The organism is Dickeya dadantii NCPPB 898 (genome assembly GCF_000406145.1).
GTDB classification, from domain to species: Bacteria; Pseudomonadota; Gammaproteobacteria; order Enterobacterales; family Enterobacteriaceae; genus Dickeya; species Dickeya dadantii.
In genome coordinates, this window is record NZ_CM001976.1 from 3,936,637 (window position 1) to 3,960,915 (window position 24,279).

Annotated in this window: 13 protein-coding genes; 7 read left to right on the forward strand and 6 right to left on the reverse strand. The window is 63.5% G+C overall.

Translation table 11 applies throughout. From position 1 onward, the window contains the following. The first annotated feature begins 2 nt into the window (after positions 1 to 2). The 6 genes from DDA898_RS17730 (at position 3) to DDA898_RS17755 (ending at position 14,491) form a co-directional block, all read left to right on the forward strand. The gene (locus DDA898_RS17730) at positions 3 to 422 is read left to right on the forward strand and encodes a GPW/gp25 family protein (protein ID WP_013319392.1); all 420 of its coding nucleotides are present in this window, start codon (positions 3 to 5) and stop codon (positions 420 to 422) included. After that, positions 419 to 4,540, forward strand: a complete 4,122-nt coding sequence (locus tag DDA898_RS17735) for a baseplate J/gp47 family protein (RefSeq protein WP_038911912.1) — start codon at positions 419 to 421, stop codon at positions 4,538 to 4,540. Before DDA898_RS17730 ends, DDA898_RS17735 begins: the two co-directional genes overlap by 4 nt. 98 nt (positions 4,541 to 4,638) lie before the next feature. Further along, on the forward strand, positions 4,639 to 5,466 hold the full coding sequence (locus DDA898_RS17740; RefSeq protein ID WP_038911913.1) for a hypothetical protein: 828 nt from the start codon (positions 4,639 to 4,641) through the stop codon (positions 5,464 to 5,466). A gap of 2 nt (positions 5,467 to 5,468) precedes the next feature. Continuing rightward, the gene (locus DDA898_RS17745; RefSeq protein ID WP_050570286.1) at positions 5,469 to 7,991 is read left to right on the forward strand and encodes a hypothetical protein; all 2,523 of its coding nucleotides are present in this window, start codon (positions 5,469 to 5,471) and stop codon (positions 7,989 to 7,991) included. Next, positions 7,988 to 11,896, forward strand: coding sequence for a contractile injection system tape measure protein (locus DDA898_RS23740; RefSeq protein WP_038911914.1), 3,909 nt, complete (start codon positions 7,988 to 7,990; stop codon positions 11,894 to 11,896). The genes DDA898_RS17745 and DDA898_RS23740 overlap by 4 nt, the downstream gene beginning before the upstream one ends. Before the next feature lie 126 nt (positions 11,897 to 12,022). After that, positions 12,023 to 14,491, forward strand: a complete 2,469-nt coding sequence (locus tag DDA898_RS17755; RefSeq protein WP_038911916.1) for a hypothetical protein — start codon at positions 12,023 to 12,025, stop codon at positions 14,489 to 14,491. 47 nt (positions 14,492 to 14,538) lie between these two features. Here DDA898_RS17755 and DDA898_RS17760 read toward each other — a convergent pair whose 3' ends face one another. Genes DDA898_RS17760 through DDA898_RS17785 form a run of 6 tightly spaced genes read right to left on the reverse strand, consistent with a single transcriptional unit; the run spans position 14,539 to position 22,459 of the window. Next, complete coding sequence (locus DDA898_RS17760; RefSeq protein ID WP_038911917.1) at positions 14,539 to 15,597, reverse strand: LacI family DNA-binding transcriptional regulator; 1,059 nt, start codon at positions 15,595 to 15,597, stop codon at positions 14,539 to 14,541. Then, a complete protein-coding gene (locus tag DDA898_RS17765) occupies positions 15,598 to 16,650 on the reverse strand; it encodes a carbohydrate ABC transporter permease (RefSeq protein ID WP_038911918.1) in 1,053 nt (350 codons plus the stop codon). Positions 16,651 to 16,662: 12 nt separating this feature from the next. After that, a complete protein-coding gene (locus tag DDA898_RS17770; protein ID WP_033112072.1) occupies positions 16,663 to 17,664 on the reverse strand; it encodes a carbohydrate ABC transporter permease in 1,002 nt (333 codons plus the stop codon). Between the two features lie 28 nt (positions 17,665 to 17,692). Then, positions 17,693 to 18,793 (reverse strand): ABC transporter ATP-binding protein, encoded by a 1,101-nt coding sequence (locus DDA898_RS17775; RefSeq protein ID WP_038912634.1) that lies wholly within the window; start codon positions 18,791 to 18,793, stop codon positions 17,693 to 17,695. A 47-nt stretch (positions 18,794 to 18,840) separates the two neighbouring features. Next, positions 18,841 to 19,938 (reverse strand): beta-galactosidase BglB, encoded by a 1,098-nt coding sequence (gene bglB / locus DDA898_RS17780; protein ID WP_038911919.1) that lies wholly within the window; start codon positions 19,936 to 19,938, stop codon positions 18,841 to 18,843. Positions 19,939 to 19,978: 40 nt separating this feature from the next. Next, on the reverse strand, positions 19,979 to 22,459 hold the full coding sequence (locus DDA898_RS17785; RefSeq protein WP_038911920.1) for a hypothetical protein: 2,481 nt from the start codon (positions 22,457 to 22,459) through the stop codon (positions 19,979 to 19,981). Between the two features lie 492 nt (positions 22,460 to 22,951). Here DDA898_RS17785 and DDA898_RS17790 point away from each other — a divergent pair, with 492 nt between their 5' ends. Then, complete coding sequence (locus DDA898_RS17790) at positions 22,952 to 24,262, forward strand: ABC transporter substrate-binding protein (protein WP_038912635.1); 1,311 nt, start codon at positions 22,952 to 22,954, stop codon at positions 24,260 to 24,262. The last annotated feature ends 17 nt before the right edge of the window (positions 24,263 to 24,279 follow it).

The following is a 24,279-nucleotide window of genomic DNA, read 5'->3' on the forward strand; positions in this document are numbered from 1 at the left end:
CCGTGGATAACGATCATGCGTTTCTCGGCACCGGCTGGGGGTTCCCGCCGCGGTTTGACGCCGCCGCACAAAGCATCGGGATGGTAAGCGGCGATGAAGACGTGCGGCAAAGCCTGGGGTTGCTGCTCTCCACCCGCCCCGGCGAACGCATCATGGCGCCGGAATACGGCTGCGATATTCAGGGCATGGTGTTTGAAGACCTCACCCTTTCCACCCTCACCGATATGAAGACCCGTATTGAACAGGCTATCCTGTTCTTCGAGCCGCGCATCCGGCTACAGGCGATTGTCATCGACAACGATCGGGCCATCGACGGCAAACTATTGATTCATATTGACTACACCCTGATCGCCACCAATACCCGCAGCAACATGGTGTACCCGTTCTATCTGCGCGAAGGCACGCTGGTGGCGAACCCATGACGCGCATCTGGAACACCCCGCTGCCGCCCCCGGCCACCTCGCAGCGGCAGCGACTGCCGCCGGCGCTGGAAGACGGCGCGTTCCTGGCGGATGAAATGTCGTTTGAAACGCTGCTGGTTCTGGCCAGCGATATCGCCGCGCAGCTGTCATTTGACGGCGGCGACGAGGCGCCGTTGTCATGTGATCGCAACGGCGCAGCGCCGCAGGGCAACTGGCAGGCGCTGTTCGCCAAAAGCGAAGTCACCGGTATGGCGATCATCCTGTCGTTCGACGCCGCGCTGGAACAAAACCGGTTTCGGCAGGCGCAGTCGCGCGGCATGGATCACACGCTGGCCTACCTGATCGCCCTCTACGCCAATCTGGATCACTGGTACCGCGCCTTTATTCCCGTCCAGACCGACAGCGCCGACCACATCAAACTGACCATCCAGACGGTACTGAAAGCACAACTGGTGCGGCCGTTCCAGTACCTGGTGGTTCTGGCGCAGGCGCTGGATAGCTACCGCCCGTCGCTGCTGGCCGACCCGCGCCTGCAAACCCTCGACCCGCTGTGGGGAATTCGCTACGACAACGGCCGGTTTATCGCCAGCGAGCAGCAACAGTTGCTGCAACAGCAGTTGCCGGGCATTCAACTGCTGGAAGAGCAGTTACAGCTCTGTTTTTCCGCCGCCGTCAACACCGTCAGCCAGCTACAGACAGACGGCCGCCGACGGCTGCAACAGGCGCTGTCTCACGCCGATCACGCCCCGGAAGTCGCGCTGTACCTGACCTTTCTGCAGCTATTCGCCCGAGCGCAGGCGCGGCTCAACCGCTTCACCGAACGACACCTCGACTTTTACTACCGTCAGGTGCTCCGGCAGCAACCGCAACCGCTCACAGCCGATGCGGTGTTCCTGAAACTGACGCAGGACAGCGGACTAACCACGCCGCTCTCGCTGGAGCGCGGCGTGGTCTTCAGCGGCGGGCAGGATGCCCGCTTGCACGACATCCTCTATCGCAGCGAGCAATCGCTGCAGGTTAGCGACGCCGAGGTCAAGCAGGTGCATTCGCTGCTGCTCAAACGGGACCCGTTGATGTCGCCGGAACGGGAGCTGGATTTCGTCACCGCCATCCACAGCGACAGCCTGTGGCCGTGGCGCAGCGACCAGCCCCGTTCTCGCACGCTGCTGACGCTGTTTGGCGAAACGCCGGCCTTGCAGCGCTACCCGTCGCCGTCGGCGCCGGGCCTCGCCATCATCGACCCGGTGCTGTACCTGCCGGAAGGGCGGCGGCGGGTCAGCCTGACCGTCAATCTGGACGACGCGGCGCGGCCGCATCTGGCGCAACAGCTGCACCTGCTCAGGGATGCCCCGTACCCGACGGTATTGCGAAATCGGCTGACCACCCTGCTGCTGACGCTGGCGCAGACGCTGACGCCGCTGCTGCCCGACGACGAGGCGCCCGTCGTTATCGCCGCGCTGGTCGACGCGCTGACGCCCCGTCAGTTACAGGCGTTGCGGCGCAGCCGGGACGACGAAGCCATCAGCCTGCTGTACAAGTATTTTTTGCTTGGCGTACTGCGCCAGACCAGCGATCCCACGCGCGGTTGTCGAGTGCTGGGGCACCTGTTCAGCCGCCAGACCCTGAGCCGCACCGACTGGTTGAATGACAATGAACGACGGTTGATTCTGGACAAGAGCCGCCAGTTGCTGCCCGACGACAGCCAGCCGACGCTGGCGGAACTGCTGAACGGTAACCGGCAGGTCAATTTTTACCGCCTCTACAGCGAGCTGTTTACGCTGCGTCTCAGCACCGAAAGCGGCTGGCAAACCCTCGACGCTTACCGTATCCACCCGTTGGGCGCGGACGACGACGGCCCCTACGGCTTTCGGCTCACCTTCACCCTGTCGCCCGGCTTCGGGGCGGTCATTCCCTGCGACCCGACCCTTCATGGCGACCACTGGCATTACCGCGCGCCGGCGCTGCAACTGGAGATGAAACCGGAAACGCCGCTTTTTCCCTACTCGGTGTTCCGCGATTTCGTGCTGGGTCCGTTGCTCCTCGCCACGCGGGTATCCGGCGTGCGGACGTTCCAGGCAGACACCGGCGACGGCCCCGTCGACGTCGGCAAAACCTTTTATCCGTTCGGCGCGCAACCCACCGGGCAGCCGTCGCTGACCCTCGCCAGTTACGAGCTGGCCCAAAAGCCGGTGCAGGACGTCACGCTGACGATCGACTGGGCAAATCTGCCGGGCGGCAGCGACGGCTTTCGCCAGCATTATCAGGGCTACCCCGGCGACTACGCTAACCATCGTTTCCGGGCACAGCTGGCCGTGTTGCGCGAAGGCGAGTGGAAGGCGGTCGGCAAGCCGTTTGCGCTGTTCGCCTGCGAACCGGGCAGCGATCGGCTGCGCCCCGACGTACAGATTCAGGCCGACCTGAAGCAGGATTTTCAGCCCGTCCGCCCCGCGGCCGACGCAGAGGCGTTCCATTTCGATCGCGCCAGCCGCAACGGTCTGATCCGCCTGTCGCTGTACGAGCCGGAACAGGGCTTCGGCCATCATCAGTACGGCTCGCTGCTTAGCCAGACGCTGATGCACAACGCCCGGCGCCGCAAACCGCTACCGCTTCCCCAGCCGCCCTATACCCCGGCGATCGACCGGCTGACGCTCGGCTATCGAGCCAGTACCCGGATCCATCCGGGTCACGCCGGCCATGAACCGTCGCCGGACAGCCATCTCCTGCATCTGCACCCGTTCGGCCATGAGGTGCTGTACCCGGCGGCCGAAAGCGGCGGGGATACCCGTCCGGTGGCCTTTTTGCCGCGCTACGACGACGACGGTAACCTGTTTATCGGGCTACAGGCGTCGTCGCTCGGCGGCCCGCTGAACCTGTTTTTCCAGCTCGACGATCGGGCCGCGCCCACCGCTATCCGCCACCGTCAGGCGTTCCAGTGGCGTTATCTGGTCGACAACGACTGGCGCGTGCTGCCGCCGCATCAGGTGATCGCCGACACCACCCACGGTTTTATCACCTCCGGCATCGTTACGCTGGATATCCCACCGGAGATCAACGACCGGCACACCGTAATGCCGGACAGGCTCTACTGGCTGCGGGTCAGTACCCGGCAGGGTATCGGCGAGTACGCCGGTTGCCTGCACGTCGCCACCCACGTGGTGCGAGCCGTCCGCCAGTGGCCCGACGGGCAACCACCGGATGACGAGCCGACGCCACCCGCCGCGGCGTCGGGCTGGCGAGCGCTCAATCCACCGGCCGGGCTGGGTGCCATTAGCCTGATGATGCCATCGACCGGCGGCGCGCCGCGGGAATCCACCCGGCAGTTCCGGCAACGGCTGAGCGAACAGTTACGCCACAAAGGACGGGCGTTAACCGGCTGGGACTATGAACGGCTGGTGCTGCAACACTTTCCCGATATCGATCAGGCGCGCTGTTTTCCGCATACCCGTTTCGGCGTGCCGGGCCACCAGCCGGGGCAGGTGCTGCTGCTGGTGCGCCAGCGTCACCCCGCCTGCCGGCACCAGCCGTGCGAACCGCTGCACGCCAGCGCCGCGCTGCTGCACCGGATACAAACCTGGTTGCAGACGGTCGCGCCGCCGGGCGCCGCCATCGCGGTGCACTCGCCGGTGTACGAAAAGGTTCAGGTGCGCTGTAGCGTCGCCTTCCAGCCGGGGCACCATCCGGGACAGGCGCTGCGCCGGTTGAACCGGGATATCTCCGCTTACCTCTGCCCGTGGCGCGAAGACAGCATCAGCCAGGGATTTGGCACCAGCGTGGCGCTGCGGCAAATAGAAGCCTTTATCGCGCATCTGGATTACGTGCGTTTCGTGACCGGCTTTTCACTGATCACCATCCGGCAGGCCGGCCTCGACCAAAGCGACGGGCAAACACAACGCTGGCGGCTGACCGACAGCGCCGCGCTGGCGTCGCACTACCAAACCGGCGATCCCGCCGTAAACAGCCCGAGTCTGACCGGGCTAACTCCGCGCTATCCCTGGAATATTATCCTGCCGGTCGAGCAGCATGACCTGCGGCTCATTTCGGACTTCAGGCCGCGCCCGCCGGAAGCCATCGGCATCGGCGACCTGACCATCGGCGACAGCTTCATCACCGTCCGTTAGTCCGTCGCTGCAACGCGCCCGGCATGGCGAGATGAGAGGAACGGCGAGATAAGGGGAACGGAGAAATGAGGAATAACCGCGACATGAGGAGTATGTGAGTGGCAAAACGAAATCGCGGCACCTTGAAAAACTATTTCCGTCAGGGCGCCATGCCGTCCGCCGAACATTTTTCCGACCTGATCGATTCGTCGGTCAACAAAATCGAGGAAGGGTTCGATAAAACGCCGGAACAGGGGCTGAAGATCGCCGCGCTCGATACCCACGCCAGACTGATGACGTTTTACCGCGACAGCGACCCGACCCGGCCGCTGTGGTCGGTCAGCCTGCAACCGGACAGCGACCTGCTGCGGGTCAACCGCCACGCCGGCGACGGGAACGGCACCGTCGCCGACGCCGAACCTTTGCTGACGTTCACCCCCGACGGCCGGGCGGGCATCAACACCACTACGCCGCGCCACGCGCTGGATGTCAACGGGGTGATCGGCGCACAGGGGCGCGCCGGCGCGCAATGGGCGGACCGCCTGCCCGCCGACGGTGAATGGCACGACCTCACGCCGAAACTGGAAGGGTGCCAGGCCTTTGAGGTGGTGGCGGGCGTCGGCATCCGCCACTCCGGGCGCTACGCACTGATCCACGCCATCGCGCTGAACACCTGCGCGCCGAGCGGTTTCTTCTTCAATTTTTTCAACCGCAAAAACCGCATCGGCACCCGCCACGCCTATTACCATTCGCGCGCCGACAAGCTGACGCTGCGCTGGCTGCGCGACGACACGCCAGCCGGCGGCCACGACGGCATTCGCCCCTACCGGTTGCAGATCCGTACCCACACCAGCTACGGCGACGGCATCGTGATTCGCTATCACCTCACCCGGCTGTGGCACGACGCCTACATGCACGACTGCCTGCTGCCGGCAGGCGAGGAGTGAGCATGACGTCGCCGTCGTTTATTCCACGACAAACGCCGCTTGATGACCCTGACAGCGTCGCCAACCTGCTGCGCGCGGGGCTGGCGCAGGTTCAGCAACTCAGCGGCAACCGCTGGACCGACTACAACCTGCACGATCCCGGCGTCACCCTGCTGGAGCTGCTGTGTTTCGCCCTCACCGACCTGATTTACCGCAGCGATTTCGAGGTCGCGGATTACCTGACGCAGCCGGACGGCCGCCTCGACTTCGCCGCGCAGGGGCTGATGCTGCCGGAACAGATTTTCCCGCCCCGCCCCTGCACCCGACAGGATTATCAGCAGACGCTGCTGGACGCGATGGACGAGGTGGAACAGGCGTGGGTCACGCCGGACGGTCAGGGGCGCTACCACATCGACCTGCTGCTGACCGAGGCGGCGCGCCAGCGTTGCGACCACCACCCGACGCTGCGCGACGAGATTGTCGAGGCGGCGGCGCATCTTTACCACCGCGCCCGCAATCTGGGCGAAGACCTTGCCGGGGTGCGCATCATCGACAGCCACGGGCTGCGGCTGTACGCCGACATCGAGCTGCAATATCACGATAACGCCGACGAAGTGGCGGCCGACATCTACTTTCAGGCCGAACAGTGGATCCGGGGCGACGAGAGCGACAATCGCCCCGGCAACTATTACACCGACAACTATTATACCGACAACGATACCGATAACCGCGGCGCGCCGGGCGACGAGCGGGTTGCCGCCGCCCGACCGCTATCGGCGCTCTACACCCGGTTGATCAACATCGACGGCGTCGGCCACATCCGGCAGTTACGGCTGATCCCACAGTCCTGTCGGGACGACAATCCCGATCATGCGCCGGACCACTTCAGCCCCGGCGACTGGATTCTGCTGCCGAAAAAGCACGACGATATCGACCTCAATCTGACCCATCAGGGCCACCCGCTGCCGGTTGATTTCAGCGCCATGAGCATCCGGCTGGTGCGGCGTCAGGCGCAAAACGGCACGCTGCGCGAACACATCCGCCGCCAGACCGCCACCCTGATCCCGCCGCCGCACGGTAGCTGGCGCGCGCTGGCGGATTACCGGTCGATTCAGTCGCTTTTCCCCGGCGTCTACCGGCTGGACGCACCGCGCGTCCCGGCAGCGCTGAACCGGCAGGAACAGCGACAAATACAGCAATTTCGCGGCTATCTGCTGCTGTTCGAGCAACTGATGGCTAACTTCTGCGCCAACCTGGCCAACCTGCGCGAGCTGTTTTCGCCGTCCACCGACACCGAACGCAGTTACGTCTTCAACCTGCTGGATGATGAACAGTTCCGCGGGGTGGATCTGCTGTATCCCGACGACGCGGCGGCGCGTTTTCATCACCTGCTGGCCGACGTCGACCACTACCCGGAGCGCAAAGGGCGGCTGCTCGACTATCTGCTGGCGTTATACGGTGAAACGCTGGACGCCCGGCTTTGGCGTCAGCCGGGCGACGACAGCGCGCAGGGCCGCCGGCAGCTTGAGTACCCGCGCCGGTTTATCCAGGCCATCGACCGCCTGACCCGCGATCGCGGCGCCGGCTTCAACACCCGCCGGCCGATGACCGAACGGGAAAACCGGGGCGGGTTCGCCGACCGGGTAGCGCTACTGCTCGGGATGGACGACGCCGACGCCTGGCCTTATAGCCGGACGCTGGCCCGGCAGGGGTGGCAGTTGCTGGCCGATGACGCCTTCCTGCACTGCGCAGCGGGGCAATCGCATCTGCAATGGCTGGATCAGCCGGCTCTCGACAGTTTGCTGGATGTGCCGCTGAGCGACGCGCCGCCGGGCGGCGTCGACGTGGCGACGGCGCACGATCTACTGGCGCTGCGCCTGCGGCCATTGCCGGTCGCCCTGCTGCAACGCGGCGTGATGCTGGAACACTACCGCATTCTGCCGCCCGGCGCCGACGGCTGCTATCAGGCGCTGTTTCGGCTACCGCCGGCGCCGGGGGCGCAAAACGGGTTATGGCTGCATCTGGGCGCCAGCCGCCAGCCGGCGCAACTGGTGCGCGTCATCAATCAGCTGCGCCGTGAGCTTATCCGGCTGAATCAGTGCTGCGAAGGGGTGTACGTGGTGGAGCACCTGCTGTTGCGCCCGGCGCTCGGCGGTGATGACGCCCTCCCCGACGGCGACCCGTTTCCCGGCCAGCTCAGCGTGATCCTGCCCGGTTACACCGCGCGCGGCGGCAACCCGGTGTTCCGGGCGCAGGCCGACGCGCTGATCGCCCGGCAGTGCCCGGCCCATCTGCTGCCGCGCTGTCACTGGCTCGATATTCACGCCACAAACGAGTTTGAAACCGCCTGGCTGGCGTGGCTCGACGCCAGACGGGACTCCGCCGGCCAACCGTCGTGCGACGACGCCGCCGCTCGGCTGACGGCGTTTTTGCAATCGTTGCACGCGCATTCCCCTTTTCCTCACACAGCCTTTCCTTACCCCCGCAATCCTCAACCACCCTTTCCTCAACCACCCTTTCCTCAACAACAAGGACAGGACGCATGACGCAGCCACACCGGATTCACACCGCCAGCCTGACGCTCGACTTTCGCCATTCGTCCGAAGCGGAACGGTTCGAGCGCGACGCCCCACGCTTTGTGCAGCAGCAGTTGTTGCCGTTGATTGACACGCTGTTCGATCGGTTTTCGCCGCCCCATCAGCTGTGGGTGATCGACCACCTGACGTTCGATCTGGGCGCGCTGCCCGCGTCGGATCTGGAATCGGCGCTGCTGGCGGCGCTACAACAGCAACTGACGGATGCGCTGCGCGCGCGGCAACCGTCCGACGCGACCCAGCCGCAGAAAGACCACGACGGCGACGCCGCCGAAATACAGGTGCTGGACGGCCCGGCGGCGCAATGGCGTCAATTGCAGTTTTTCCTGCAACACGGCGTGATGCCCTGGCATTATTCCAACCGCCAGGGCTGGCGACAGGCAGACAGCCACCGCCACTGGCTGGCCGACGCCGTGCGCCGGCACTACGCCGAAGTAAACCGGCTGCTGAACGCCAGCGCCCGCCCGGCCAGCCCGATCGCCCGGTTGGTTTCTCAACTACCGGCGACCGCGTTAAACGGCTGGCTGGAACAACTGACGCCCGCCCATCAGGACATCGCGCTGCGTTGTCTGGCCGCACAGCCGGAACCGGATGCGATGCCCGCCGCGCTACGGGCGCGGCTGCATCGCTACTGGCACCAGCGCATCCATCAGGCGCTGCGCCAGCGCCGCCTGCGACAGGAGTTGCTGCCGATCTGGGCCACGCTGCTCGGCGCCCAGCGCGCACGATTTCTGCTGGCGCTTTACGCCTGCGGGCAACAGCCCGAGGTGGTGCGCGGCATGGCGCAGGCGGTGGATGACGACGCCTTCGACGATCTGCTGACGCTGTTGGCACCGCAGGCGCAACCGTTCATCCAACAGGTAATCAGACATCCGGCGTGGTTCCGCCATCCCGAACCTACCGTCGCCACGGACCAGAGCGCCCCGCTGGATCTGCTGCTGCGTGAATTCACCCTGCATTATCTGCTGGTGCAGCGCGGCAGCCAGTTCAACAAGCGGCGCTACATGGCCGGGCTGGTCGGCCGCATGGCGGCGCACCACAACATCGAGCGGACCGACGTGCTGCAAACGCTGTACCTGCAACTGGCGGCGTGGCCGGGCGACCAGGCGCTGAAACAGCCGTTGCTGTCGCTGCTGACCACGCTGTGGGGAGAAATGGCGCCGCTCGCCCGCGCGCTGCCCCATCTGCCGGACATGACGCCGGGCGCTCAGCCGGTGCGACACCGGCCGACTACCGGCGACGCGGTTAGACATCGGGAACCGGTCGCGGCAGAAACCACCGACCACAGGCTCCGGCAACAGTGGGCAGAGGCGCTGCAACAGGCTGATGACGCGGCGCTGAATCGGGTGTGGCGCCAGTGCTCGCCCGCCATGCTGCTGACGTTACGCCCGCTGTTGATGCGCTGCGGCCAGCAGAGTCAGGTACGCCAGCGCTGGGTGGTGCGTTTTTCCACGGCGACGCAGTATCGCCTGCTGACCCTGCTGGAACCGGCGGACGCGCCGTTCATCCGCGACCTGATGGACGACGTGCGCGCCAGCCAGCCGACTATCGCCGCCCGTTCGGCCAACGCCCCCGGCGAATCGTTGTTGACGCACAGCCTGTGGAGCCTCACGTTCAGCTATCTGCTGGCGGAACGCGGCAGCGAATTCAACCGACAAAGCTATCTGGACGCGCTGCTGCGGCAACTGGCGGCGCATCATAACCTGTCGCGCCAGGCGCTGATCGACGCCTTGCTGCACCATCTGCACAGCGCTGCGGCCGCTACCGCGGTGCGCCGGGCGCTGCTGACGATGCTCACCCGGCTGCGCGAAAGCGAGCCTCCCGCACCGCCGCCGCAACCGGCACCAGCACCAGCACCAGCACCAAAACCCCCAGCGTCATGCCACATTGACGCGGATCTCCCTGTGCCGGCGCACCCGTTGCTTGACGCCGCCTGTTATCAGTACCTGTACGACGTACTGGCCCTCGGCGACCCGACGCGCCGCTTTGAGCCGCCCGCTGAGGCGCAAACCGCCTGGCGCGCCGCGTCATCGTATGCCGGTAATGACCTACAGCGCTGCGTGCAGCGGTTACTGACTCACCACCCGTTGCTGCTCCAGCGCTGGCTGGCGGCATCAACGCACCACCCCGCCGGTTGGCTGCGGCTGTGCGCCGCCCTGCGCCCGTCGCAGGCCGCCCAGTTGCTCGCCCAGTTGGTCGCGCTGCGTCAGCCAGCGAGCCACCTGCGTAGCCTGACGAGCACGCTCGACAACGTCACCCGCCGCCTGATCGTGGCACAGCGGCAGGCGTTTTACGGGCAGATGATCGACGCGCTGGCCGCCAACCGCACGCCGGACTGGCTGGCGATACGCGATGCGGTCAGCCAGCTCGCCCCGTCGTCTGACGTGGTCGCGCCTCAGCCGGTCAACGCCATAACGGCCGATGCTTCGGTGCGACCGGCGATGGACGACGACAGCGCGTTGGCGTTGTTGAACCGGCTCACACGCCACGCTTCAGCGACGATAGCCGACGACGACATTGCCGCGCTCTCCGCCGCACTGGCGCGCCTGCTGCCCACGCAGCCGGAGGCGGTTCGCCGTTTTCTGCTGCCCGCCCTGCGATCGGCGGACACGGCCGAGCGGCTGGCGGACGCGCTATCCGACACCCTGCATACGGCCTTACTGCTGCTGTTGTGCCGTGCCGACTTTCTGGCGCTGCACCCATATGGCCGTTTTATCGCCAACCTCTGCCATCGCCACCCGGCCTACCACGGCGCGGCGCAGGTGCTGGAGAGCCAGCTGTGGCGCACGCTGTACCACCATCTGTTCGTTGCGGGTTCACCGCCGGATATCGCCGCCTTTATCATCGATTATCTGGACAGACTGGCTACCAATGAGCCACTACGCAGCCATCAGCCGTCGCCGGCGGCGTTTTACCGTTTTCTGCTGCAACAGGCGCAGGCCGAGCGGTTACCCATGACCCACGTGCTGACCGAACGCCTGCAACGGTTGATCACCGCCGCCGGCCTGCATCAGGAGCCGCCGGCGATTGTCGCCGTGGCGAATGCCGGGCAAGCGCCTGAACCCGCCATCGTCGCCACGCCGCCGGTTGAACCGTCAAACGTCGCCTATGCGCCGCGGCTAGCGGCGGCGCCGGAGATGGCAGTACCGGGCATTGCAGTACCGGACATTGCAGTACAGGACATTGCAGCACAGGACATTGCAGCACCAGATAGTGCAGCATCGGATAGCGCAGTGCCGGATATTGCGATGCCGAATAATGCAGCGTCGAATAGTGCTGTGTCAGACATGGCGGTGCCGGACACCGCGGTTCCGGCGGTTATCGACTGGCGGGGCGACGAGACGTTGAACACCGACGAACCGGTGCCGATCGCCAATGCCGGGCTGGTGCTGGTCGCCCCCTATCTCCCTCGCCTGCTGACGCGGCTGGCGCTGGTGCAGGACGGCGCATTCCCGCAGCCGGACGCCCGCTATCAGGCCATCCACCGCCTGCAATATCTGGTCGATCAGGGACAAAACTGCGCCGAATACCACCTGGCGCTGAACAAACTGCTGTGCGGCCTGCCGCTCAACGCGCCGATTCCGTTAACGCCGCCGCCTGACGCCGCCGCCCGCGACACGCTGGACGCATTGCTGGCCGCCATCCTTCAGCACTGGAATGCGCTAGGCCACACTTCGGTTGACGGCCTGCGCCAGACCTTTCTGCAACGCGAAGGCACCCTGTGGCGGCAGGCGGACAGTTGGAAACTGGAGGTGGCTCCCGGCCCGTTCGACATGCTGCTCGACCGGCTGCCGTGGGGGTATTCGACCATCAAATACCCCTGGATGGATCGGCCGCTGCACGTGGTCTGGCGTTGAACGCCGCTTGCCGGGCAGCCTCCGTATTACCGACAGCCATGCATTACCGACAGCCATGCATCACCGACGACCATGCATTACCGACAACATGCATCACCGACCAACATACGGGAGAACGCCATCGCCATGAGGATTCACCGCTTCACCGGGCGCAACGCGACACTGACGCCGCTGCTGGCCTTGTTGCTTCCATTGGCATTGCTGCTCCCGCCGGCTGCCTATACCGCACCGCCGGAATCGGCGTCCGCGCCGTCCGTCGCGCCCGACGCCCCGACTTACGCCCAATGCCTGCAAGCGCTGGAGCGGATGGACAGCCGACGCTTTACCCGCATCACGCAGGATAAACTGGCGATCATCTACCACGACAATTCGGCGTATCAGGCGGATTATCACCAACCGGGCGACTACCTTGCCGACGGGCTGTTCGGCCCCAAGACGCGCAAATGGCTGGCGACGTTTTGCGGTGAATTCGACATCACGCCGCCGCCCAACCGCAACACCTTCGCCGAAGTGCTGCTGGTGTCGCTAGCCAAGGTGTCGGAACTTGACCAGCTCTACCCTTACTGGCGTAACCGCATGGGCGCGCCGGAACTGTTGCAGTGGCCGGCGCAGAAAACCATCGACTTCCTCACGACGCAGATGGACGGCGTCATCCCCCCGCCGCCGGAGACAACGTCGCCGCAGTATTACGCCCTGACGGAGGACGACCTGCGCAAACTGGCGGAGCGCAACGCCATCCAGACCCAACTGGACGACCTGATCGGCCACCAGTTCACCAGCCCGGTGGAACTGAACAACGCGGTGCGCCCGTTGATCCGCCAGTTGCACGGCAATGAGGAGCAGATCCTGCGACAGATTGTGGACGCCGTACCGGCCAGCGACGGTAACCGCAGCCGTCCCCAACCCGCCGCCGCGCGTTCCACGCCGGGGGACAGCACACTGGAGGACAACCCGACGGACGACAGGGCGCAGCCCGACGATCAGGCGCGTGCCGATGTCGCCGACGCCCGGCAACACAGCGACGCCGGCACCGCCGCGCCGGTTACCGTCTATTCGCTGAATCAGAATGCGCTGGAGCTGGCTTATCTGGATCTCAATCTGGTGTCGGTAGACAAAGACGCACTGGCGCGGCTGGCAACGTTGAAAGACACCCCGTTCGCCGACCGCTACCAACTGGCGGTGGCGATGAAAATGGCCGGGCTTGACCGCCTCAGCCACCAGAGCCGGCAACGCATTCTGGAGATCGCCCACAAAGACGGCGCGCCTGCGGCAACTACCCCGCCGATGGTCTGGCGCGCCCCCGCCGACTGCGGCTGTGAAGACAGCACCCCGAACGTTAACGGCGCCGACGCCACCTTCTACGGTTTTTATCCTTACTGGCAGCCGCTGACCGACGGGCAAACCCTCAACTTTCGTCAACTGGACCGCATCGGCTATTTCTCCGCCGCGGTCTTGCCGGGCGCGCGCGACCCGCAACTGGTGCTGCCGCCCAACTGGCGCAAAACCCGCCCTTATAACGATTTTATCCGGCTGGCGCACCGCTACCGCACCCATGTCGATCTGGTGGTGTCCACGCCGAGAAAACTGCCGTCGCCGGCGCTGGTCAGCCTGTTCACCTCGTCACTGATCGCCCGTCTCGGCGCCAGCATTCAAACCCCGCTTGACGACGACTGGATCAACCGCGCCAAACCCTGGCTGACCTTCGGTTTGAGTCCGTCGGATACGATGGCGGACGGCGTAACGCTGGACTTCGACCTGACCCGGCTCACCACCCGCGCCGGTCAGCAGACGTTTATGCGCTTTGTGCAGGCGCTGCGCAAAACCCTCACGCCCGTCGGCCAAACGCCCGAGACGCCGCCCCGCTACGCCATCAACCTGATGGTGCCGGTGGAGCCGCTGCTGAAGGGCCAGGGGTTTTATACGCTGGATAACCTGCGGGAACTGCTACCGTATGTGGATCGGTTTATTCTGCAGCCGGAGCCCCCTGACGGCATGGTCAAACCGCGTCGGGCGCTCGACCAGTTGAGCGATCTGCGCCATTTTTTAAGCCAGCAGCCGCAGGCCGCCGTTCCTGAGCTGTATCGCAAGATGGTGCCGATCCTGATTACCGACGCCAACCGCCAGCAGACGACTGATCTGGCGGAACTGGTGCGCTACAGCAGTTGGAGCTTTCTCAGCGCCGCTTACTGGCCGCTGCCGCTCGACGAAGCCAGCCAGCAGCTCATCAGCCAGACGTACTACCCCACCGCCGACCTGCCGGCGCCGCTGGCGCAGATAGCCGCGGCAGTCAATGCGGTTATCGACATCATCTGCCCCAACCGCTGGGTGCTGCGCCTGATCCTGTTTATCACCTTCTGGGGGATTGTCGTCACCGGCGTCGCCAGCCTGTGGCTGTTCCCGGTGCGCAAGGTCACCGACTCGCTGTGGTTCGCCGGTTTCGTGGTGCTGTTCGCCGCGGCGCTAATGCTGGCGCTGGTAGCCGACCCGTACTGGCAACAATACCAGACGCTGATCCTGCTACTGTTCGCCGCCGTGGTGGTGACCATCGCCGTACTGCAACGCATCAGGAAAAACCGGCGGGAGCGGAATCCGTAACCACAGGCGGCAGTCTGAATCGTTCCTGCTATTGGGTTGGGCCGCTATCAGCCCGCTGCTGAAACGGCCGGCGACATAATCCCCCGCACCGAACCCCTGACCTTCAGATGCCCGGCCAGTTCGATACGCTGGGCGACGCCGAGCGACTGGGTCGGCAGCAGTTGCTGGGTGAGCAGGTGCAACGCCGCGCGGGCCATCTCTTCAAACGGCAGATGCACGGTGGTGAGCGCCAGCGGCAGCATATCCAGCGGCAGGATATCGTCCATCCCCATCACCGACATGTCATCCGGCACCCGCAGGCCGTGCTGGTTGAGCGCCTCCGCCACGCCGATGGCCTGATTGTCGGCGGCGCAGAAGATAGCGGTGACGCCAAGCCGGTCCGGGTGTTGCGCCAGCCAGCCGAGCAGCGCGTCGCGGGCGGTCAGCGGCTGGAAATCCGGCAGCGACAGAATTAACCGTTCATCCAGCGGGATACCCGCTTCAACCAGCGCGTCGCGGTAGCCGCGTTCGCGCTCACGGATGGTCTGGCGGGAATGCCAGGTCAAATGCAGAATACGCCGATGCCCCTGCACAATCAGGTAACGCACCGCGGCGGCGGCCGAGTAGTGGTTGGCGGGCATCACGGTGTTGAGCCGCATGGTCGGGTCTTCACCGTTGATCAACACCGCCGGCACGCCGCTTTCCGCCACCGCGTTGAGCAACGTGGGGTGGTCGTCGTTGACGATCAGAATGCCGCTCTCCCGCCCGCCGCGCAGCGCCTGCAACAGTTGCTGCTCGTTGATGCTGTCCGGCTCGCCGACAAACGGACTGAGCTGGATGTTGCGCTGCTGGCACAGGGTTTTCAGCCGGTTGATCAGCGTCAGCGACACCAGATTGAGGTCGCTTTCCAGCATCAGGTTGCGCGGCGTCGCCAGCATAATGTGGCGCAGCGGCTCCGGGTTGTCCGCCGTTTTGCTCGCCTTGTGCAGCGGGTACCCCTGCTCGGTGGCGATCGCCATAATCTGCTGGCGGACTTTGGCGCTGATGGGCGCGGTGCCGTTCAGCACCCGGGATACCGTGCTGATCGACACGCCCGCGCGGTCGGCAATATCTTTGAGCGTCGCCATTTATTTCATTCCCGTGTTGGCAATGCCGGTGGTGATGTATTTTTGCAGGAACACGAACACCGCCGTCACCGGCAGCAGCGACAGCATGGTCATCGCCAGAATATAGTGCCACTGCACCGAGAACTGCCCCTGAAACGCATTCAGGCCGATTTGCAGCGTGAAGTTGTCCTGACTGGACAGCACGATCAGCGGCCACAGGAAGTCGTTCCAGCGCCAGATAACCGAGAAGATCGCCAGCACCGCCAGCGCCGGCGCGGTGAGCGGCAGGATGATTTTCCAGTAGATGCGAAACTCGCTGGCGGCGTCGATGCGTGCGGCTTCGATCAGCTCATCGGGGATGGTCAGCATGTACTGGCGCAGCAGGAACACCCCGGTGGGCGTGGCGATGGTGGGAATAATCACCCCCCACAGGTTGTCGCCCATGCGCAGACCAATCACCACCAGAAAGGTCGGCACCATCACTACCGACAGCGGGATCATCATGGTGGACAGAAATAGCGTCAGCACCGTACCGCGCCCTCGAAACTCATACTTCGCCAGCGCGAACGCCGCCATCGAACTGAGCAACAGCGTCAGCAACGTCGCCATCACCGTCACGAACACAGTGTTTTTCAGGTAGGTGGCGAAGTGGAATTTCGACATCGGCGTGGTGTAGTTGTCGGTTTCCAGATGCAGGGTTTTCTGCGGCGTCAGGTTCTGCACCGGCACCCGCATCACCTCCTGCGGCGCTTTAGGGTCCACCATCTGCGCCAGCAGGCCGATGCGCCGCACCATCGCCAGCGTTTTGCTGCTGCCGTCGTCCTGCTTCGCCTGCCACAGCTCCAGCGGTTTCGGGTAGTCGGGCAGCGTGACGGTGCTGGCGGCCTCCGGCAGAAAACTGGGCGGAAAGCGGTTGATCTCCGCCGGGGTTTTTAGCGACGACATCGCCGCCCACATCACCGGAATCAGCACCAGCAGCGTGCCGACCACCAGCCACACCCAGCTCAGGATGTCGGTGACGTGAATCCGCCCCGGATAACGGGTGCGGGTAAGAAATGTGATTATCTTCATCATGCCGGCTCCCGGTTATTTTTTGCCTTCCAGACGGCGGGTAAGCAGGAACTGCAACGCCGTCAGGACCATCAGCACCAACCCCATCAGCACCGACGCCGCCGACGCCAGCCCGTACAGCGACGCGTTGGAGGAAAACGCGGTCTGATAGATGTACTGCACAATAAAGTTGTTGGCGGTGCCCGGCCCGCCGCCGTTGGTCAGCACCCAGGCTTCATCGAAAATCTGCACGCTGTTGATGGTCAGCAGGATCACCACCACCAGAATGTTGGGCGCCAGCAACGGCAGCGTCAGGCTATAGAAACCACGCCAGCGCGAGGTGCCGTCCACCGCCGCCGCTTCGTAGATATCACGCGGGATCGCCTGCAACCCGGCCAGCAGAATCAGGGTATAAAAACCGACGTGAAACCACACCGACACGAACACCACCCAGAAGCGCGCCAGCGATGGCTCCAGCAAAAACGTAATCGGCTGGCCGCCCAGCGACGACAGCAGCAGATTCAGCAAGCCGTTGCGGTTGAGAAACCACTGCCACACCAGCCCGACCACCACCGGCGACAGCAGCACCGGGTAGAAGAAGATGGCGCGGAAGAAACCGCGGGCGATGATCTTGCGGTTGAGGATCAGCGCGGTGACCAGCGCCACGCCGAGCGTGCACGTCACATTAAAAAAGGTAAATGAAACAGTGTTGTAGACGCCGGTCCAGAACAGATCCTGCTCGCAGGTGGCGGGCACCGTGTACTGCTCGCAACTCAACAGAGTAGTGAAGTTCTGCAACCCGACGTACGGCCGGTCCCACAGCAAAATATTGGTGCCGCCGGTGAAGGCGTAGCACACCGCCAGCAGGATCGGAATAAACACGAACACGGCGAACAGCAGCATGTTCGGCGCGATGAAAAACCACGGCATCACCCGGCGGCCGCCGAATTTTTGTAGCAGATTGACCGATTTTTCCACCGGCGTCACCAGCGTATCCACCAACGACGCGCCGGGCTGAATCAACGATTTTCGGTTCATGCCTGTCTCCTGATTATGGCTGTCGCAATCAGACATCCTGTTCCGCCAGACGCGGCAGCGCCTGACCGCTGTCGGCATCAAACAGGTGGCAATAGTCTGGCGGGAAGCGGACAAACACCAGCTCGCCGGTGCGGAATTCGTGGTGCCCCGGCAGGTGCACGATCAGCTCGTCGTCGATGCCGGCGCAGCGGCCGTAGATAAAGGTTTCGTGCCCCATCATTTCGCAACGGTCAATGCACAGCGACACACCGTCGTCACGCTCGCTCACCAGTTGGCAGTGCGACGGGCGGATACCCAGCTCCACCGTTTTTCCCTCTTCGCCGCGAAACGGCAGCCGCAGCAGATTGCCGGACGGACAGCGGACTTCCACCCCGTCGTCCGACGCGCTGCTAATGGTGGCGTGGAACATATTCATGCGCGGCGAACCGATAAAACCGGCCACAAACTTGTTTTTCGGCCGGTTGAACAGCTCCAGCGGCGTGCCCACCTGTTCGATGCGCCCGCCGTTGAGCACTACGATGCGCTGGGCCATGGTCATCGCCTCCACCTGATCGTGGGTGACGTAAATCATGGTGGTGCGCAGCTTCTGGTGCAGCCGGGTCAGCTCGCCGCGGGTCTGTACCCGCAGTTTGGCGTCAAGGTTGGACAGCGGTTCGTCAAACAGGAACAGGTCCGGGTCGCGCACGATGGCGCGGCCGATGGCGACGCGCTGTTGCTGCCCGCCAGACAGCGCCCGCGGCTTGCGATCGAGATACGGTTCCAGCCCCAGCATGCGCGCGGCCTCCCCGATGCGCCGTTCAATTTCGTCTTTGGGGAAATGCAGGTTTTCCAGCCCGAACGCCAGATTCTTGCGCACCGACAGGTGCGGATAGAGTGCGTAGGACTGGAACACCATGGCGATTTTGCGCTCCGCCGGGCCAAGATCGTTAACCTTGCGATCGCCGATCCACAGCTCGCCGTCGGTGATCGGTTCCAGACCGGCGATCATCCGCAACAACGTGGATTTACCGCAGCCGGACGGCCCGACGAACACCATGAACTCCCCGTCGCGGATGATCAGATCCACGCCTTTGATAATCTGTATCGACCCATAGCTTTTATGGACGTTTTTCAGTTCCAGACTTGCCATCACCGTTTCCTCAAACCCGTTTCTGTTTTCAAACCCGTTTCTGTTTTTCAAACAGAATGCCGCTGCGCCAGCAGCATCAGCATGACCAGCGCCTGCCCGTACGGCACGGCGACATTGGGGATATCGTGATAAAACTGCAGGTCGTGGCCCATCGCGGTGCCGTCCGACACCCCTTGCACCACGCCCTGTTCATCAATCTGCGCCATCACCGCCGCCAGCCCTTTGTCCAGCGCCGCCTGCGGGAAATCCGCCAGCATGCCGAGCTGGCGGGCGGTGAGAATGCCGGCGATGAAACCGGCGCTGGCGGAGGTTTCCAGCGGCGAATCCGGGTCGTTGAGCAGGGTGTGCCACAGCCCGGAATCATGCTGACAGGCCGCCAGCGCGCGAGTCTGCTGGGTGAGGATCGCCTCCAGCGTGCGGCGCACCGGCACCGAGATCGGCGAGTCCGCCAGACAACAGATTTCCGGCAGCACCAGCGTCACCCAGGCGTTGCCGCGCCCCCAGAACGCCCCGGCGTAATGGTGGCGACCAAGGAACGTCCAGCCGTGATACCACAGCCCGCTGGCGACGTCCGCCAGATAGCGGGCGTGGGTCAGCAACTGGTATTCGGCTTCCTCCAGCAGTTCCCGGCGCTTGAGCACCCCGGCGCTGACCACCAGAAACAACCCGGCCATAAACAGCGTGTCGTCCCACAGTTGCCCGGTGTTGGGGCGCTCCTTGACCGTGTGCTGGAAGCCGCCGTCTTCGGTTTTCGGCAGCGAATGCAGCAGCCAGTCCGCCCACTCTTCCACCGCCGCCAGCCAGTGCGGACGCGGGTTATCGCGGCACAGCAGCGCCAGCACCAGCATCGGCGCGGTGGAGTTGATTTGCCGCGGCGGCAGCCCGGCCTGCAATTTTTGCTCGTACCACTGTTCCAGCGCCGCCAGCATGGCGTGGTCCTGCCGCTGTCGCGCCAGTTTCCAGAAGCCGTACAGCCCGACGCCCACTTCCCAGTCCCACTCTTCGAACTGGATGGTCAGCGCCTCGCCGGCCGGCGCGCCGTCGTTCAGGTCGGTCACGCTGTTGATGGCTTTCAGGCGGCAAAACGCCAGCGCCACCTTGTCCAGCAGCGCATCAATATGCCGGCTGTCGGAGAGTCCGTTCATGGATTGTTCGGAGAGTCCGTTCATGGATTGTATTGTCATGTTACCGATCCTCCTCGGTACGCGTAGGTATTACCGACACCGTGTCGGGAAATGCGAAGGGGTGATGATTGACGGCAAAACCGCTCGCCGGATGCCAGGTCATCAGGCCGTAGTCCGGGTCGTCGAACCGCGCCGCGCCGTCATCCGACCGCTGCGCCTGACAGTGGCGGAAGCGTTCGATAAACGCCGGGAAATCCGCCGCGCCCTGTCCGCTGTCCACCGCGATATACCAAACGTTATGCTCGCCGAAGGCGCGCAATTCGCTGTCCGGCTGCCCGCCGTCCGGGGTGTGGGTTTGCAGCCCGGCCGGGTTGTGCAACGCGGCATAGCCGTTGCCGCCGCGCACGAAACACCAGTGCGCCTCCACCACTACCTCATCCAGCGCGGTGCGCGGCAGGTAAAGGTGGGTCCAGCGGCGCAGGTCGTGCTGCAAATCGAAAATCATCCAGGCGCGGTTACGGTGCTGCATCACGTGCGGCAGGCGGCCGTTGCCGGCCCAGTAGGACGGGCGGTGCACGCCGTCCGGGCGATCTTCGCCGGGATGGTTGACCCATAGCCGGGCGGCGTAGTGGCGGCCGAGGCGGATATCCAGCACATGCTGCTGGTGCCCCGGCTGGCCGGGGTGGTGATCGAACACCGAGGAAAACGCCACGTCCGGCTGTTTCCAGGCGATGACGCGGGCGCTGCGGTTCAGCCCCTGCACCCAGCGCGCCTGCGCTCCCTGCGGCGACTGCCAGTGGGCGATGGCGTGCGTCTCTTCCGGCGGCTGGTACTGGCTCAGGCACAGCAACGGCAGCGCCGCGCAGTGCGGAATCAGCCAGCCCTCGCCCCAGACCAGCGCGCACAGGCCGGACAGTTCGGTCAACATGCCGGAGCGCAGTTCCTTGTCGTAGGCGCGCCCCATGGTGCCGACCGCCACACCGTTTTGATGCATCCAGGCGGTCATCAGTAGAATGCGATCGATAACCGTGCGGGCGCGGGCGCGCAGGCTTTCATCGCTAGCCAGCTCGGCCAGCGCCACCAGCCCGATCAGATCGATCGGGTAATAGGCGGCGGAGTTCCACTCCACCAGCCCGTGTTCCAGAATGGCGTCGAACCAGCGCTCCAGCCGCTGGCGGGCGATAGCCTGCTGCTCGCGGCCCTGACGACCGCTGCACACGAAGACCGAATCGGGAAAGTTTTGCCCGGCCAGATACTGCGCCACATGAAAACAAAGGCAGTGGTTCTCGCTCCAGAACCACATGGTGTCGTTGCCCGGTTCGTCGATCCAGTAACGAAAACCGAGGATTACGCTGCGAACGCGCCGCCAGTCATGCGCCGTCAGCCGCTGGCCCTGATAGCGCTGCCACAGCCAGATCAGCGGCACCAGTTGAAAGTCGGCGCAGTCTTCCCGACGGCTGATCTTATGCAGCGCCTGATTAAGGATCGGCATGATCTCCGCCGTCCCTTCGCCGGTGGCGAAGATAGCCAGCACCCGGCCGATGCGCTCGAAACCGTGCAGTGCGGTGTGACGCAGCAGGTGGTCGCGCCGGGCGGCCAGCGTCGGTAACGGCGGCATGGTTTGTGTGGACATAGTTTGAGCAGGCAGACGGCCGAAGCTGATGCTGCGCGTCAGCGTGATGCCGCCGCACACCGCGCGGCACACCAGATCGTAATACCCTACCAGCCCCGCCGGCAGCGTGACCTGCCAGCCGGTATTGCCCGCCGCCAGCGACGGCTGTTGCCGCCAGTCCGGCGCCGATTCGTTAACGTTGCACACCAGATGGTGGTGGATATCGACCGCTTCCGGCAACGGCGTGGCGGCGCGCAGGGTCAGGGCATCGCGGTCGGTCAGGTTGTCGGCCAGCGACAGGCTGTTGATCCAGCCGTCCAGCGCCTGGATGCGTTCGCTGCAGGCGGCGTCCGGCGCGGCCTGCCAGCGCAGCGACGTCTCGCCAAGGTAGCGCAGGCTGAACAGGTAGTCGGTATCGCGCTCGCACAGCTCCTCGGCGTGCACCACCAGCGTGTTCAACCCCAGTTGCAGCGGCAGCGTCAGTTCGCACTGCTGTTCGGTGTTGCGGCTAAACGGGGTGAAACGGCAAATCTGGCGACCGTTAAGCCATACGGTCACGCCGCCGCAGGTAGACAGCAGGAAACGCGCCGGTTGCAGGCTATCGCTGTGCAGGTAGCAGCGGGCAAAGCGCTGCACATGGGTGGGGCAAGGCCAGAAATCGCTGAAATTAACCGACTGACTGTCATCGCCGCCGCTCCACAGGGTGTGAAAACGGAGATGCTCCGGCAGGCTGACGGCGCGCGGCGCGGTTTCTTTTAAGAACCGCACCCGACAAGGTAATACGCCGACATCCACAAAACCATTAATAAAGCGGTAATTAACATTATCCGGCAGGGTATCCGCTTCTGCAGGATAATATTTTTCCTCCAGGTCGCTAATCATAAACCGGTTAATCACGCTATTTTTCTTTAACACCCAACCGATATTCATGGCGAATCCTTGTTACCGCACGAGTGAATAAATGAAATATCGAGAATGCATTGCCAAATAAAAAATACTAATGAATAAAAAAATACCTGATGGCATTTATTTGCACCGTTATTGTGCGCGTGCTGCCTTTATTTGGCGCAATGCAACTTTTCAGTGCCAGATCCAGAAATCGGCGGCGATAAATGCAAAATTTGCATAATCCGGCAATTTGCACTTAACATCGTATTTTTGCATTATAGAGTAAATTATCGCGTGAACAATATGCGATTCTTATCACAAAAAGACGTTGACTCAGCCATGAGTCGAAATATATTTAATATGCTTCACAAAAAAGAACGCGATTTTTGTTCATGATGAGTTGCTGAATGGCTTATTCATGCAAATTTGCATTCATGCATCACAGGCTGTCGAATATACCCGAAGTAATAAAGCCAATACACCTGCAACCTGACCTATGACGGGTCTGCTATTTATAATGGGTGGGAGAGTATGATGAATCGCTATCAGCACGCGCTGTTATTTTCCTTTATGACGCTGGGCGCTTTCGCCAGCAGCAATGCCATTGCCGCCAAAACGCAAATCACCTTTTTATACAGCGACGACGACCCGGAACTGGTCCATTTCATGGAACAGAAGGTGAAGACGTTTTCACAAAACAACGATCACATCGACGTGAATTTCGTCAGCACCGGCTACAACGCGCTGCAAACGCAGTTGCCGATGCAACTGGCCGCCGGTCTGGGGCCGGATATCGCCAAAACCACCCAGATGGGCCTGCTCTCCTACACGCTTGACCTGCGCCCTTATCTGGCCGACCCGGCCGGTTTTGAAAAACGCTACGGCGCCGGCATTGAAAAAATCATGCGCATCAAAGGGGTACATAAGGATAACGCCCTGCCGGGCTTCGTCGCCTCCTGGACCGCCGACCTGCCGTTCGTCAACGTGACCCTGTTCCAGCAGGCCGGCATGCCGCTGCCGCAGCCGGGTTACACTCTGGAGCAGCTGATGCAGGCGTCGAAACAGGTGGCGGCAAAAACCGGCGTCTCCATTCCCTTTACCATCGACCGCAGCGGTTTTCGCTTCTCCGGCCCGGCTTACTCCTACGGCGCGCGCTACGACAAAGACGGCCTGATCAACTTCCCGGACGCCGCCGCGCAGGCATGGATCAAGGACCTGAAGCGCTGGTCGGACGAGGGCATCTTCCCACGTGAAATGTGGGGCGCCGCCGGCGGCGGGCAGTACAAAAGCATGGCCGACGACTTTGTGAACGGCAACATCGTCACCTACTTCTCCGGCAACTGGCAGTTGAACCAGTTCAGCAAGCAGATCGGCAACGGCTTCGACTGGAAAATGCTGCCCGCGCCCTGCAAGGAAAAATGCATCTCGATGGGCGGCGCCACCTTTATCATGCCGTTCAAGACCAGCAAGCATCCGAAAGAAGTGGCGGAATTCATGGAATGGCTGGGCAGCGACGCCATCCAGCGTGAGATCGCCGAACACTTCAATATCATCGTTGGCGCCGATATTCCGGATCTGCATTACCAAACCAAGGATCAGCACGTGATCGACGGGTTGAACACCGCCCGCACCGAGATCGCCAACATCCCGGCTTACGTGTTCGACTGGGAAAAAATGGAAAGTCTGGGCGGCAGCGAGCTGTATCCGATCATCCTGACCCGCTTTACCCAGTACCTGAACAATCAGGTGTCGTACGACGAGTATCTGCGCCTGACGGAAAACGACGTGAAACGGCTTAACCAGACTATCGCCGCCAACCGGCAGCAACAGCAGAAAGCCCAGTAACGGAGGAGTCAGTAACG

What these genes read in the sequence shown, in the direction of transcription:
- DDA898_RS17755 (WP_038911916.1), top strand. Translation starts at nt 12,023, where the DNA reads ATGAGGATTCACCGCTTCACCGGGCGCAACGCGACACTGACGCCGCTG.
- DDA898_RS17790 (WP_038912635.1), top strand. Translation starts at nt 22,952, where the DNA reads ATGAATCGCTATCAGCACGCGCTGTTATTTTCCTTTATGACGCTGGGC.
- DDA898_RS17760 (WP_038911917.1), bottom strand. Translation starts at nt 15,597, where the DNA reads ATGGCGACGCTCAAAGATATTGCCGACCGCGCGGGCGTGTCGATCAGC.
- DDA898_RS17770 (WP_033112072.1), bottom strand. Translation starts at nt 17,664, where the DNA reads ATGAACCGAAAATCGTTGATTCAGCCCGGCGCGTCGTTGGTGGATACG.
- DDA898_RS17785 (WP_038911920.1), bottom strand. Translation starts at nt 22,459, where the DNA reads ATGAATATCGGTTGGGTGTTAAAGAAAAATAGCGTGATTAACCGGTTT.
- DDA898_RS17765 (WP_038911918.1), bottom strand. Translation starts at nt 16,650, where the DNA reads ATGATGAAGATAATCACATTTCTTACCCGCACCCGTTATCCGGGGCGG.
- DDA898_RS23740 (WP_038911914.1), top strand. Translation starts at nt 7,988, where the DNA reads ATGACGCAGCCACACCGGATTCACACCGCCAGCCTGACGCTCGACTTT.
- DDA898_RS17745 (WP_050570286.1), top strand. Translation starts at nt 5,469, where the DNA reads ATGACGTCGCCGTCGTTTATTCCACGACAAACGCCGCTTGATGACCCT.
- DDA898_RS17775 (WP_038912634.1), bottom strand. Translation starts at nt 18,793, where the DNA reads ATGGCAAGTCTGGAACTGAAAAACGTCCATAAAAGCTATGGGTCGATA.
- bglB (WP_038911919.1), bottom strand. Translation starts at nt 19,938, where the DNA reads ATGAACGGACTCTCCGACAGCCGGCATATTGATGCGCTGCTGGACAAG.
- DDA898_RS17735 (WP_038911912.1), top strand. Translation starts at nt 419, where the DNA reads ATGACGCGCATCTGGAACACCCCGCTGCCGCCCCCGGCCACCTCGCAG.